Origin of the sequence: Methylobacterium sp. WL18 (genome assembly GCF_008040015.1) — a bacterium.
In the GTDB taxonomy this organism is placed as follows: domain Bacteria; phylum Pseudomonadota; class Alphaproteobacteria; order Rhizobiales; family Beijerinckiaceae; genus Methylobacterium; species Methylobacterium mesophilicum.
Map to the genome: position 1 here is coordinate 1 of NZ_VRVD01000075.1, position 13004 is coordinate 13004.

Annotated in this window: 10 protein-coding genes; 3 read left to right on the forward strand and 7 right to left on the reverse strand. The window is 69.0% G+C overall.

The window, feature by feature from the left end; genetic code table 11:
- Positions 1-120 precede the first annotated feature (120 nt).
- The gene (locus tag FV228_RS09050) at positions 121-321 is read left to right on the forward strand and encodes a hypothetical protein (protein WP_147854309.1); all 201 of its coding nucleotides are present in this window, start codon (positions 121-123) and stop codon (positions 319-321) included.
- Positions 322-343: 22 nt separating this feature from the next.
- Positions 344-1150, forward strand: coding sequence for a hypothetical protein (locus FV228_RS09055; RefSeq protein WP_147854310.1), 807 nt, complete (start codon positions 344-346; stop codon positions 1148-1150).
- A gap of 16 nt (positions 1151-1166) precedes the next feature.
- On the opposite strand, the gene FV228_RS09060 is transcribed toward FV228_RS09055, so the two are convergent.
- Together FV228_RS09060 and hpnH are read right to left on the reverse strand one after the other, a co-directional pair.
- Positions 1167-2789 (reverse strand): cyclic nucleotide-binding domain-containing thioredoxin-disulfide reductase, encoded by a 1623-nt coding sequence (locus FV228_RS09060; RefSeq protein WP_147854311.1) that lies wholly within the window; start codon positions 2787-2789, stop codon positions 1167-1169.
- A gap of 311 nt (positions 2790-3100) precedes the next feature.
- The gene (gene hpnH / locus FV228_RS09065; RefSeq protein ID WP_147854312.1) at positions 3101-4264 is read right to left on the reverse strand and encodes an adenosyl-hopene transferase HpnH; all 1164 of its coding nucleotides are present in this window, start codon (positions 4262-4264) and stop codon (positions 3101-3103) included.
- A gap of 629 nt (positions 4265-4893) precedes the next feature.
- Between hpnH and FV228_RS09070 the strand changes: the two genes are divergently transcribed.
- The gene (locus FV228_RS09070) at positions 4894-7560 is read left to right on the forward strand and encodes an MMPL family transporter (RefSeq protein ID WP_147854318.1); all 2667 of its coding nucleotides are present in this window, start codon (positions 4894-4896) and stop codon (positions 7558-7560) included.
- A 15-nt stretch (positions 7561-7575) separates the two neighbouring features.
- Here FV228_RS09070 and FV228_RS09075 read toward each other — a convergent pair whose 3' ends face one another.
- The 5 genes from FV228_RS09075 to FV228_RS09095 form a co-directional block, all read right to left on the reverse strand.
- Positions 7576-8451 (reverse strand): helix-turn-helix domain-containing GNAT family N-acetyltransferase, encoded by an 876-nt coding sequence (locus FV228_RS09075; protein ID WP_147854313.1) that lies wholly within the window; start codon positions 8449-8451, stop codon positions 7576-7578.
- A gap of 62 nt (positions 8452-8513) precedes the next feature.
- The gene (gene hpnK, locus FV228_RS09080; RefSeq protein WP_147854314.1) at positions 8514-9356 is read right to left on the reverse strand and encodes a hopanoid biosynthesis-associated protein HpnK; all 843 of its coding nucleotides are present in this window, start codon (positions 9354-9356) and stop codon (positions 8514-8516) included.
- A 120-nt stretch (positions 9357-9476) separates the two neighbouring features.
- The gene (gene hpnJ, locus FV228_RS09085) at positions 9477-10910 is read right to left on the reverse strand and encodes a hopanoid biosynthesis associated radical SAM protein HpnJ (RefSeq protein ID WP_147854315.1); all 1434 of its coding nucleotides are present in this window, start codon (positions 10908-10910) and stop codon (positions 9477-9479) included.
- Between the two features lie 56 nt (positions 10911-10966).
- Positions 10967-12175 (reverse strand): bacteriohopanetetrol glucosamine biosynthesis glycosyltransferase HpnI, encoded by a 1209-nt coding sequence (hpnI, locus tag FV228_RS09090; protein WP_147854316.1) that lies wholly within the window; start codon positions 12173-12175, stop codon positions 10967-10969.
- A 102-nt stretch (positions 12176-12277) separates the two neighbouring features.
- Entirely contained in the window at positions 12278-12904 is a 627-nt protein-coding gene (locus FV228_RS09095) for an ABC transporter substrate-binding protein (protein WP_147854317.1), read from the reverse strand.
- Positions 12905-13004 lie beyond the last annotated feature (100 nt).

Here is a 13004-nt window from a genome sequence, read left to right on the forward strand (position 1 = left end):
GCGGCCGGCCATCCCGCTGGTGAGCCTGCTGCGCGGCCGGATCGCCGGAGAGCCCGACTGGATCTCGACCTGCGGGCCGGCGGTCGCCGTCGGCCTCATCGCCTCGGAGGACGCATTCGCATGAGCGCCATCAAGATCCTGGCCCGGGTTCTGACCAGCCGGGTCGGGCCGCATATCGAGCTGGCCGTGGAGACCGAGACCGGTGAGGTCCTGAAGGTGCTCGCCACCGAGGACCAGATCGACCGTCTGGTGGACGAGTTGGAGGACATGCTGAACTCGCCCGCTGAGCCGGAGGATGGCGAGCCGCCGGAGGCGGCCTAAGGGTCGGCGGGCCGAGACCGGCATGAGCCTGATCGCCGCCAAGATAGCCATCACCCCGGCCCTGATGTGGGCCGTGTCGGCGGCGGCCCGCCAGTGGGGCAGCCTGGTCGGCGGCCTGCTGTCGGGCATGCCGCTCACCTCGGCGCCGATCTCGATCTATCTCGCGCTCGAGCAGGGGGAGACCTTCGCGGCCGATGCCGCCGTCGGCTCGGCGGAAGGGCTGGGGGCGGTCACGCTCTGCTATCTCGCCTACGTGGTCTGCGCCCCGAGGATGGGCCCGGTCGCGGCCCTCTGCGCCGCCCTGTCGGCCTTCGTCCTCGGCGGCCTCGTGCTGCACGGGCTGATCCGGCCCGGGCTATGGCTCGCGGCGGCGATCGACCTGCCGGCCATGGCCCTGGTCGTGGCACTCTGCCCGCCGCCGGCCGGACCCGCGTCTGCCGAGGAGCGCCCGATCCCGCCGCGGTGGGATATGCCGGCGCGCCTCGCGGCCGCGACCGCGCTGGTCCTGCTGGTCTCCAACCTCGCGCCGTATCTCGGCTCCGGCCTAAGCGGCCTGCTGGCGCCGATCCCGATCATCTCCTGGCCGCTGATCGCCTTCGCCCGGTTCCAGGACGGCGTCCGCGCCGCCCTCGACGTGGTGCGCGGCAGCGCCCAGGGCGCGTTCGGCGTGCTGGCCTTCTATGGGTGCGTGCACCTGTTACTCGGGCAGACCGGGCTGGTCACGGCCTACGCGGTCTCGATCGCGGTCTCGGCGGCCTGCGTGCTGCCGTGGCTGTTCGTGGAGCGCCGCGGACGCGCCAAGCGTTCCGCCGCGGCCCGGCCGGCATGATCGTGACGGGTCGGCCTCACCCGCGTTCCTGGACGTAGTCCCAGACCTTCGAGATGACGACCGATCCCTCGCCGACCGACGATGCGACGCGCTTCACGGACGCGGCGCGCACGTCGCCGACCGCGAAGATGCCCGGTTGCGACGTGGCATAGGGTGAGCCGGCGCCGACGGCTTCCCCGGTCAGGACGAAGCCGTTGCGATCGAGTTCGACGAGGCCGGACAACCAGCCGGTATTGGGGGCCGCCCCCACCATGACGAACACCGCGCAGGTCGGGATCGTCCGGACCGTCCCGTCGGCGATGGTGCGGATCGACACCGCGTCGAGGGCGTCCTCCCCATGCAGCGCATTGAGCTCGGCGCCGTACTCGATGGTGATCGCCGGATCCGCCTCCAGCCGGCTCGACAGGTAGCGCGACATCGAGGTCGCCAGCGACGGGCCGCGGACCAGAAGCCGGACGTGCCGGGCGGATCGGCTGAGGAACATCGCCGCCTGCCCGGCGGAATTGCCGCCGCCGACGATGACGGTCTCGGTGTTCTTGCAATAGCGGGCCTCGATTTCGGTGGCCGCATAATAGACGCCCGCCCCCTCAAACGCCTCCAGGCGATCGATCGGCAGGCGCCGATACTGGACGCCGGTCGCCACGACCACGGCCTGGCCCCGCACCCGCTGGCCGTTGTCGAAGGTCGCGCAGTACGCGCCGTCTTCGAGGCGCTCCAGCTTCGCCACCCGCCGGGGCATCGCGAACCGCGTGCCGAACTTCATCGCCTGGACCTCGCCGCGCCAGACCAGGTCGGCCCCGGAGATCCCGGTCGGAAACCCCATGTAGTTCTCGATCCGGCTCGACGTGCCGGCCTGCCCGCCGATCGCGACGTCTTCGACCACCAGGGCGCGCAGCCCCTCGGCGCCCGCATAGACGCCCGCCGCCACGCCGGCCGGACCGCCGCCGACGATCAGCACGTCGAAAGCCTCGTCGTCGATCAGGTTGTAGTTGAGGCCGAACAGCTGCGCGACCTTGTCGGGCGTCGGGTCCGCGACGACGTTGTTCCGGCCGAAGATCACGGCCGGCCGGTCGGCGGGAACCGAACAGGTCGTGGCGACCGCCGAGGCCTCCGGACTGCCGAGCGCGTAGGACCGGTAAGGCAGGCGGTTGCGACTGGCGAACTCCGCGATCCGCCGGACGGCCCGGTCGTCGTCCTCGCCGATCAGGACGAGCGTGCCGTCACGCGAATCGAGCTGCCGCCGCCGCCGTGCCGCCAGGACCGTGATGACGATGTCAGACATCTCGGGGATTTCGGCCATCAAACGGAGCATCGCCGCCCGCGGCACCTCGATCACATCCGTGTCCATGACCGTCCGCATCGGCATCGACCAACTGCCGCCGTTGAGGAAGGAGATCTCGCCCATGAACTGCGTCGGCCCCAGGGTCGAGGGCAGGTGGCGCTCGTCCGTGAACGGATTCACCACCTCGATCTCGCCGTCCTCGACATAGATGAAGCGGTCCGCCGGCTCGCCGGCACGAACCAGGACAGTCCCGGCCGGGTAGTGCTGCGGGACTCCCACGGCTCTGATCGCGGCGACATGCGAGGCCGCGAGGGGGACGCGCTGCATCACGCGCAGATCCGGGCCGATCGTTTCCATGGCCTGCCCCCTTCGCACCTCTGCCGCCGCGACGCCCGGTCGGCCACGGTGGACGAGGACCCGTTCCAGGGATGGGCTCGTCTGCGCGACCTCTGCGGGCGATTATCTACCCGAGGTGCAACGAAGGATTGTCCAAGGTCAAGCTTGGCCGGCCTGATCCATCCGATCCGAGGGTCTTCGCCTAGGCGCGCGACGGGCTCGGCCCGCCTCGTCATGCCCAGTCACGGCGTACCGGTGACCGCAGCCTCGAAAACGGGAAAACCCGCGGCCGTGGGGCCGCGGGTCTTCTACGACACTCGGATACCGGTGGATCAGGCGGCCGTGCGCTTGCGGGCTTCCTGCTTGGTATCGACGCCGGCCGCTTTGATCTCGGACAGCTTCTGGGCGACGTTGCGCGAGAACACGAACTCGGCCGGGCGCTGGTTCTCCAGGCTGACCTCGGGGGCCATCGCACCGTCGGTCTTGATGCCGCGGATCGCGTGAACGAGCGGCTTCCAGGGCTTGCGGACCGAATCGACCACCGAGGAGGCCTCGTAGCCCGAGTGGACCATGCAGTCGGCGCACTTCTCGTAGTTGCCGGTGCCGTAGGAATCCCAGTCGGTCTCTTCCATCAACTCCTTGAAGGTCGCCGCGTAGCCCTCACCGAGCAGGTAGCAGGGCTTCTGCCAGCCGAACACGGTGCGGGTCGGGTTGCCCCAAGGCGTGCAATGGTAGGTCTGGTTGCCGGCCAGGAAGTCGAGGAACAGGCCCGACTGCTGGAAGGTCCACTTCTCGCGGCCCTTCTCCTTGCCGTGACGGAAAACGCCGCGGAACAGCTCCTTGGTCGCCTTCCGGTTCAGGAAGTGCTTCTGGTCGGGGGCGCGCTCATAGGCGTAGCCGGGGGAGACGGTGATGCCGTCGATGCCCATCCGGGTCACGCTGTCGAAGAAGTCGGCGATCTTCTCGGGCGAGGAATTGTTGAAGAAGGTGCAGTTGATGGTGACCCGGAAGCCCATCTCCTTGGCCTTGGCGATGGCCGCGACCGCCTTGTCGTAGACGCCGCGCTGGCACACCGACTGGTCGTGCATCGACTGGTCGCCGTCCAGGTGGATCGACCAGGTGAAGTACGGGCTGGGCTTGTAGTCCTTGATCTTCTTCTCGAGCAGAAGCGCGTTCGTGCAGACGATCGCGAACTTCTTCTGATCGATGATGCCCTGGACGATCTGCGGCAGATCCTTGTGCAGCAGCGGCTCGCCGCCGGCGATCACAACCACGGGTGCACCGCACTCGCGGACCGACTCGAGCGCATCGGCGACCGGGAGACGCTTGTTGAGGATCTCGTCCGGGTAATCGATCTTGCCGCAGCCGGCGCATGCGAGATTGCAGCGGAACAGAGGTTCCATCATCATCACAAGCGGGTAGCGCTTGCGGCCCGTGAGGTGCTGCTTGAGGATGTAGCCGCCGATCTTCGCGACGTACCGGAGGGGGATACCCAAGATTGCGGCTCCTTGACTGCGTCGGCCCCGGGGCGATCGGGGTGCTTACCGCGAAAAAAACACGAATTCCAGCGCTCTAGCTTGGAACTAATCTGAAATGATCCCGTTTCGGCGGGGCCATGACGACTTATTCTGTTCCTGACGCAACCGCGCCACATGGGCGGCGCGCGGCAGGGGTGGCGGTTCGGATCGCCTGACGGTTGAGGACAGCACGTGCATTGCGTCCGCAATGCGACCGAAATCCCAAGATTTTGGTCCCGATCCCACGATTGCAGTGCGGTATCGCACATCCGCCTAGGCGATGACCGAGCCCCGGCCTTCGCGTTGCAATCTGGGATCGCCCTCTTTACTGAGCCCTGTGGCCGCGATGCAAGGGGTGGCCCGTATCGAGCGCCTGCGCACGGGCCCGCATCGGACCGGTTCGACTTGCGCGCGCTCGCCGCGCGACCAGATTGGGCGGTGCGGCGTTCCCCGGAGCCGAAGGCCGCTCGCTCGGACCTGTGGGCCGGCCTTCCCGCGGTCCGGCGAGCCCGTTGGGTCTTCGAAGAAGGTCGGGCCGATCCGGCCGGGACGTTTGGGATGAGCCGGTCGCGCATGGGGCGCGTCCGGGGCGAACAGGCAGGGTGCTCGTGATCGAAGGTCTCGTCGCGTTCTCGGTGCGGTATCGGTGGATCGTGATCGCCCTGATGGCGTTCGTCACGGTCGCGAGCGCCGGGGTCGCGGCGCATCTGTTCCGCATCAACACTGATGTCGAGCGGCTGATCGATCCCAAGGAGCCCTGGCGCCAGGACGAGATCAACTTCGAGAAGGCGTTCCCTCAGCGCGGCAACACCCTGGTGGCGGTGATCAACGGCGAGACGCCCGAGGAGACCGAGGAGGCGGCCGCCAACCTGGCCAAGGCGCTGACCGCCCACAAGAACCTGATCGAGACCGTCTATCGGCCCGATGGCGGCCCGTTCTTCGACAAGAACGGCCTGCTGCTGATGCCCCAGGCCCAGCTCGACAAGACGCTGGAGGAGCTGACCCAGCAGCAGGGCCTGCTCGGCCCGCTCGCGGCCGACCCGTCCCTGCGCGGCGTGATGCGGGTGCTGTCCCTAGGCGCGCGGGGCGTGAAGACCGGCGACGCCAAGCTCGAAGACCTCGACAAGCCCATGGGGCAGATCGATTCCACCCTGAAGCAGGTGCTGGACGGCAAGCCCGCCCGGATGTCCTGGCAGGAGCTGCTAGCCAACGGCGAGAGCAGCGTCACGGACAAGATGAAGTTCGTGATGATCCAGCCGGTGCTGGACTTCAACGCCCTGGAGCCCGGCTACCAGGCGACCAAGCTGATCCGCAACGTCGCGCAGGACCTCAAGATCAACGCCCAGCATGGCCTGCGTATGCGGCTCACCGGTACGGTGGCGGTGGCGGACGAGGAGTTCGCGACGCTCTCGGAGGACGCGGCCCTCAACAACAGCATCATCGTCGGCGCGATCGTGCTGTTCCTGTGGCTGGCCCTCCGCTCCGGCAAGCTCGTCGGCGCCGTGCTGATCACGACCTTCGCGGGCCTCATCGTCACCGCCGCCCTGGGCCTGGTCATGGTCCAGGAACTGAACCCGATCTCGGTGGCGTTCGCGGCCCTGTTCGTCGGGCTCGGCATCGATTTCGGCATCCAGTTTTCGGTGCGCTACCGGGCCGACCGCTACGAGCAGCCGACGCTCCAGAGCGCGATCCGGGCCGCCGCCCGCGGGGTCGGCTGGTCGCTGACGCTGGCCGCCGTATCGCTGGTGGCGGGCTTCTTCGCGTTCCTGCCCACCGCCTTCCGGGGCGTCTCGGAGCTGGGCCTGATCGCCGGCGTCGGCATGGTCGTGGCCTTCCTGTTCTCCCTGACCCTGCTGCCGGCGCTGATCGCGGTGTTCAAGCCCAAGGGCGAGAAGGCCGCGGTGCAGACCGAATGGCTGGTCGGCGTCGATCCGTGGATCATCCGCAAGCGCAAGCCGATCCTGATCGCGGTGGGCCTCGTGACCCTGGCCGGGGCGCCGCTGCTCTGGCACCTGCCGTTCGATTCGAACCCGATGCACTTGCGCAGCACAAAGACCGAGTCGATCGCCACCTATCTCGACCTGATCAAGAACCCCGAGACCAGCCCGAACCTCATCGACGTGCTCGCCCCCAGCGTGGAGGCGGTTCCGGCCCTGACGAAGACGCTGGCGGCGCTGCCGGTGACCGCCTCGATCAACAGCATCGACACCTTCGTTCCGCGGGACCAGGACAAGAAGCTCGCATCCATCGCCGACACGGCGCAGCTGCTGGATCCGGTGCTCAATCCTGGTCGAAAGCCGCCGCCGCCGACCGATGCCGAGAACGTCAAGGCGCTCAAGGATGCCGCCACCGCGCTGAACGGCGTGGCGGGCGACGGAAAGGGCGGGGCCGCGGGTGTGCAGACCGCCAAGCAGCTCGCCGGCACCCTCGACAAGCTCGCGGCCGGGCCGGTGCAGATGCGCGAGGCGGCCTCGGTCGCCCTCACGAAGGACCTCGTCCCGCTGCTCCAGCGCCTGCGCGACCTGCTCCATCCGGAGAAGATCACGCTCGACAACCTGCCGCCCCAGCTCAAGGCCGACTGGGTCGCCGCGGACGGGCGCGCCCGCATCGAGGTGCATCCCAAGGGCGATTCGAACGACGACGAGGTGCTGCGCACCTTCTCGGACGAGGTGCTGAAGGTCGCCCCCCACGCCACCGGCGCGCCCGTGGCGACGACGCGGTCGACCTACACGATCCTGGGCGCCTTCGTTCAGGCGGCCATCACGGCGTTCGTGCTGATCTTCGTCATCCTGTCGGTGGCCCTGCGCAAGCCATGGGACGTGGCGATGACCCTGGGCCCGCTGGTGATCGCGACCCTGTGGACCCTGATGGCCCTGCGCATCATCGGCATGCCGCTGAACTTCGCCAACATCATCGCCCTGCCGCTGATGCTTGCGGTCGGCGTCGCGTTCCACATCTACTACGTGATCGCGTGGCGGGCGGGGGTGACCGACATGCTGGCCTCAAGCCTGACGCGGGCGATCTTCTTCTCGGCGCTGACCACCGGCAGCGCCTTCGGGTCCCTGGTGCTGTCGAGCCATCCGGGCACGGCCAGCATGGGCAAGCTGCTGGCGTTGTCGCTGTTCTTCACGCTGATCGCGGCGTTCTTCGTGGTGCCGGCGACCCTGGGCGAGCCGCCCACGCAGGGCGACGACGACCGCCCGGAGGGCGAGAAGGCCGCCGCGGCCGCGCTGCGCAAGAGCATCGCCGCGAAGGATCCGGTGCCGGCGAAGTAAGCCGGCCCGGGTCCCTCAAAGAACCTTCTCGAAGAAGCGGTCGGGGTAGGGGTCGTCGTTGAAGCGTTCGATCTCGACCCAGCCCGTCTTGCGGTAGAGCGCCAGGGCCTCCGGCAGGGCGCTGTTGGTGTCGAGGCGCAGCACCGCGACCGACAGCGCGCGGGCCCTGTCCTCGACAGCCTGCATCATCCGTCCGGCCAAGCCGAGGCCCCGGGCGACGGGGTCGATCCAAAGTCGCTTGACCTCGGCGACAGGGCCGCCGCTCCCCTTCAGGGCGACGCAGCCGACCGGCAGGCCGTCGGCCATCGCGAGCAGGAACGCGCCGCGCGGCCGAACCATCGCGGCCGCCTCCGGGTCGCGCGACAGGGTGACGTCGAACCCGGTCCGCAATCGGGACGCGAGTTCGGCGTAGTACGCCTCCAGGCACGTACGGGCGGCCTCGCCCCGGGGATCGACCTCCGCGATCGCGATCCGGTCGCGTGCGAGCATCAAGGCGACGAGATCCATCGCGCGCAGAAGCTCTTCCGCCCGGGGCGCACCCGCCAGCAACGCCGAGGCACGGGCGTCGGACAGGCCCTCGTAGGCCGCGAATTCCCGCCGCCCGGCCTCGGTCAGGCGTGCGACCCGTCGGCGGGCGTCATCCGGATGGGGCTCGGTGGCGACAAGACCCTCCTCTTCCAGGCTCCGCAGCAGGCGGCTCATCAGACCTGAATCGAGGTCGAGATAGGCGCGGATCTCGGCGACATCGGTCCGGCCTGCGCCGATCGCGTTGACCACGCGGGCCGCCCCGAGGGGCCGGCCCCGCCCGAGGAACGAGCTGTCGAGGGCGCCGACCTCCGCGGTGACGGCACGGGCAAAGCGGCGGAAGCGGGCGATGGAGTCGGACATCATGATACCTGACTTTAGTCAGGCATCATGATGGGTCAATCAGGGCGATTGGTCAGGTCCAGCAGCTATGCGGCGAAATCCGAAAACCCGCCCCTGAGTGCCCCTGACGCATCGGCGGCCGCCCGGGAGGCGGGGGCGATCAGCGCGTCGCGCTCGGCGGCGTAGAAGTAGCCCGGCGCCTCGCCGGCAAAGCCGCCTTCCGTGGCCGGATGCGTGTAGAGTTCGGTGAGGCCGTCCGGGAGGTGGGCCAGGAGTGCGGCGACCCGGGCCGGAATCATCGCACCGGACCATGCCAGGCCGAGGGTCCGGTCGGGGATCAGCAGGCCGGCTTGGCGCGCGCGCACCGCGAGCAGGGCCGCCCAAGGGGCGATGTCGAGGGCCGGCCGGGGCCGGGCGCTGGCCTCGGCCCAGCGGAGCAACGCGCGGGGCTCCCGGGGAACACGGATCGCCCGCATGCCGTAGCCGCGGCCGATGCGCAGCACCGCGCCTGCAATCAGCGGGTGGACGTGGAAGTGCTTGTGGGCGTTGACGTGGTCGAGGGGCAGGCCGGTCGCCCGATAGGCTTCGAACTGCGCCTCGATCTCGGCAGCGAGCTGGCGCCGGGCGGCGGGCTTCCGGGCAAGGTCGAGGCCGACGCGGGCCATGTCGGCGCGCATCAGGCCGGTCGAATCGGTGAGGTCGGGGAGTTGCGCCGCCGGCAGGGTCGGCCAAGCTTCCACCAGGACAAGGTGGAGGCCGACCCGCAAGGACGGCATCCGCTTGGCCCGGGCCACGGCATCGGCGGCGGCCGGCGCCGAGACCATCAGGCTCGCCGCGGTGAGGATCCCCCCGCGGTGAGCCTGCTCGACGGCCTCGTTGACTTCGAGGCTCAGCCCGAAATCGTCGGCCGTAACGACAAGACGCTTCACGACGACCTCGTAAGGGGTGTCGAGAGGGCGAGCCCTCTCGCGGGTCCAGGGCGGAGCCCTGGGGAGGGTGCGGGGCGCTGCCCCGCCCCCGCCGGGGCCGCAGGCCCCGGACCCCGGTTCTTAAGCCGCCTTGGCGGTGCCCTGACGCTCCTTGAGGAAGCGGTAGAACTCCACGCCTTCGCGCAGGCGGCGCTTCATCATGTCGGGGGAGCGCACCATCTCGCTGACGATGGAGGCGATCTTCGGGGCGCGGAAGTAGAACTTCCGGTAGAACTCTTCCACCGCCGCGAAGATTTCGGAATGCGACAGGTGCGGGTAGTGCAGCGGAGCGATCTGCACGCCGTTCTCGTCGACCAGTTCGGCGTTCTCGATATCGAGCCAGCCGTTCTCCACCGCCTGCTTGTACAGGAACGTGCCCGGATACGGCGCGGCCAGCGACGCCTGGATCGTGTGCGGGTTGATCCGCTTGGCGAAGGCGATCGTCTCCTGGATCGTCTCCTTGGTCTCGCCCGGCAGGCCGACGATGAAGGTGCCGTGGATGGCGATGCCGAGGTCGTGGCAATCCTTGGTGAACCGCTCGGCCACCTCGACGCGCATGCCCTTCTTGATGTTGTTCAGGATCTGCTGGTTGCCGGACTCGTAGCCGACCAACAGCAGGCGCAGGCCGTTCTCCTTGAGCACCTTCAGGGTCTCGCGCGGCACGTTCGCCTTGGCGTTGCACGACCAGGTCACGCCGAGCTTGCCCAGCTCGCGGGCGATCTCTTCCGCACGCGGGAGGTTATCGGTGAAGGTGTCGTCGTCGAAGAAGAACTCCTTGGTCTGCGGGAACTCCTTCAGGCAGTACTTGATCTCCTCGATCACGTGGGCGACCGAGCGGGTGCGGTAGGTGTGCCCGCCGACCGTCTGCGGCCACAGGCAGAAGGTGCAGCGGCTCTTGCAGCCCCGGCCGGAATAGAACGAGATGTAGGGGTGCTTCAGGTAGCCGATGAAGTACTTCTCCATCTGCAGGTCGCGCTTGTAGACGCTGGTGACGAACGGCAGTTGGTCCATGTCCGTCATGATCTCGCGGTCCTCGTTATGGACCACGACGCCGCTCTCGTCGCGATAGGACAGGCCCTTGATCTCGGACATCGGCGTGCCGTCGGCGACTTCCTTGACGGTGAAGTCGAACTCGTTGCGGGCGCAGAAATCGATGCAGGGCGCCTGGGCCATGGCGCCGGCGGCGTCCACCGCCACCTTGGCGCCGATCAGGCCGGCCTTGAGCTTCGGGTTGGCAGCCTTGAGCGCCTCGACGGTCTTCACGTCCGACTTGAACGACGGCACCGAGGTGTGAAGCACCACGAGGTCGAAATCGTTGGCCTGGGCCACGATCTCGGCGAGCTTGATGTTGTGCGGGGGCGCGTCGATCAGCTTCGAGTTCGGCACCAGGGCGGCCGGCTGGGCCAGCCAGGTCGGGTACCAGAACGACTTGATCTCGCGCTTGGCTTGATAACGGGAGCCGGCACCGCCGTCGAAACCGTCGAAGGTGGGGGCCTGGAGGAAGAGCGTGCGCATGGGGTTCAAGGCCTCAGGGCGTTGCCGGGGGAGGGGTGAGGAAGCGGGAGCCGGGTTCAACGTGTAGGAGCGCCGGCGTCACGGCCGAGGTCGGCGTCCGGGATCAGGGTACCGTCCGCAACCACGTGATAATCATGACCTTTCCATGTCACCGCCCCCGACACGAAGGCCCAGGAGAAGTTCAGGAACGAGAGGATGTCGCGGATCGGCAACAGTCCGTAGCGGTGCGGGGCGAGGCCGAAGGCCCGCTCGAGCTGCCGGCACAGGACGATCCGGCCGGCGAGCGCCAGGCCCGCCACCACCAGCGCGCCGGTTCCGGCGCTGGGCAGCAGCGCGCCCACCAGGGCCAGCGGGAAGGCATGGGTGACGATCGAGCCGGCATAGCCGGCCGGGTCGACGTTGCGGATGGTGCGATTCCAGCGCAGTTCGTGCCGCCACAGGCCCGAGAGGTCCGTGTCGACGCTGGTATGGCCGATGGTGAAGCTCGGGATCACCACCCGGCCGCCGAGGCCGCGCAGGGCCGCGCCGATGGCGTAGTCGTCGGCCAGGTCGTTGCGGAATCGGCGGAAGCCACCGACCGCGTCGAGGTTCGCCCGGGTGAACGCGATGGTGGAGCCGAAGCACGGCTTGGCGAGCCCGAGACTGAGGCCCATCACCACGTTGGGCAGGAACTGCACGTCGATCGCCAGCGCCGAGAGCTGGTCGTAGAGGCCCCGGAAGGCGGGGACGCCGTGGTACAGGCAGGTGACGCCCGAGACGCCGTCCTGCGACAGCTCGGCGACGAGACGCTCCAGGTAATCCGGCCGGACCACCATGTCGCTGTCGGCCAGCACGATCACGTCGTGGGCGATCCGCTCGGCCATGTTGATCAGGTTCGAGACCTTACGGTTCGAGCCGTGCTGGCGGCCGTCTATCACAAGGTCGATGCGGGCGGCCGGGTAGGCCTGCTTCAGCTGCTCGACCACGCCGATGGCCGGGTCGGCCGCCTTCTGGACGCCGAACACCACCTGGACCGGGCCGGCGTAATCCTGGCGCAGCACGGTCTCGAGATTCTCGTACAGGTTGGGCTCGAGGCCGCAGAGCGGCTTCAGCACCGTCACGGACGGGCGGGGCGCATCCGGCCCCAGTCCCGGCACGGGACGCGCGGCGAACCGGCCGGCGTAGTAGGCGGCCGCCAGCGCATAGAGGCAGCCCGCAGCCGCCAGCAGTAGGCAGAACAGCGAGAGCCACGACAATGCGTTGAGCGCCAGCGAGGTGAGATCCATCCGGTCGGGTCCGTGCGGTCGTCCGGCCGCCTCAGGCGGCGTTCGCCGCGTGCGACCCGTTCGGGACGGCACGCATAGCGGCTGTATGTACGACGTCGGCAGTCACGGTGTCGGTTTTGCGGCGAGCATGCCGTCGGCGCGCTGCCGGAGGAACTTCACCGCCCCGTCGGCACCGCCGGACTTCAGCGGGGCGGACAGTGCGTTGCGCTGGGCGGCGATCTCGCTGACGTCGCCGTTGAGCAGCACGTCCTGGATCCGGTTGTCGGCGTTGACCACGAAGTCGACCGCGGAATCGTCGCCGTCGGCCGCGGTGACCCGGGTGGGCACCACGCGCTGGCTGCCGCGTTCCTCGACCTTCGGGGTCACGTCGAACTTGCCGCCGGCCGCCCGGGCCAGGCGGTTGGCGTAGGTCACGGTCAGGCTCCGCTTGAACGCGTCGGTGACCGCCGCCTGCTGCTCCGGGGTGAAGCCCGACCATTTCGAGCCGACCGCGATGCGGGTCATGGCCGGGAAGTCGAACGCCTTCTCCAAGGCCGGCCCCACGGCCGCGACCCGGGCGGGCAGGGGACTCGGGCCGTCCTTCAGGGCGTCGGTGAACGCGGCGTAGAGGTCGCGCACGGTCTGCACCGCGGGATCGTCCGCGGCCCGGGCCGAGACCGGGGCCAGCAGGGGCGCGAAGAGGGGGGCAGCCAGCAGGGCAGCGGCCGCGAGCCGACGGGTCAGGCGCACTTCTTCAACTCCTCGCCGTCGCCGATCCGCGAACCCATGCGGGGCGGGGCGTAGCTGTAGAACGGGCCGAGCGTGGCCGGTTGCGGCACCAGCTTGGCGG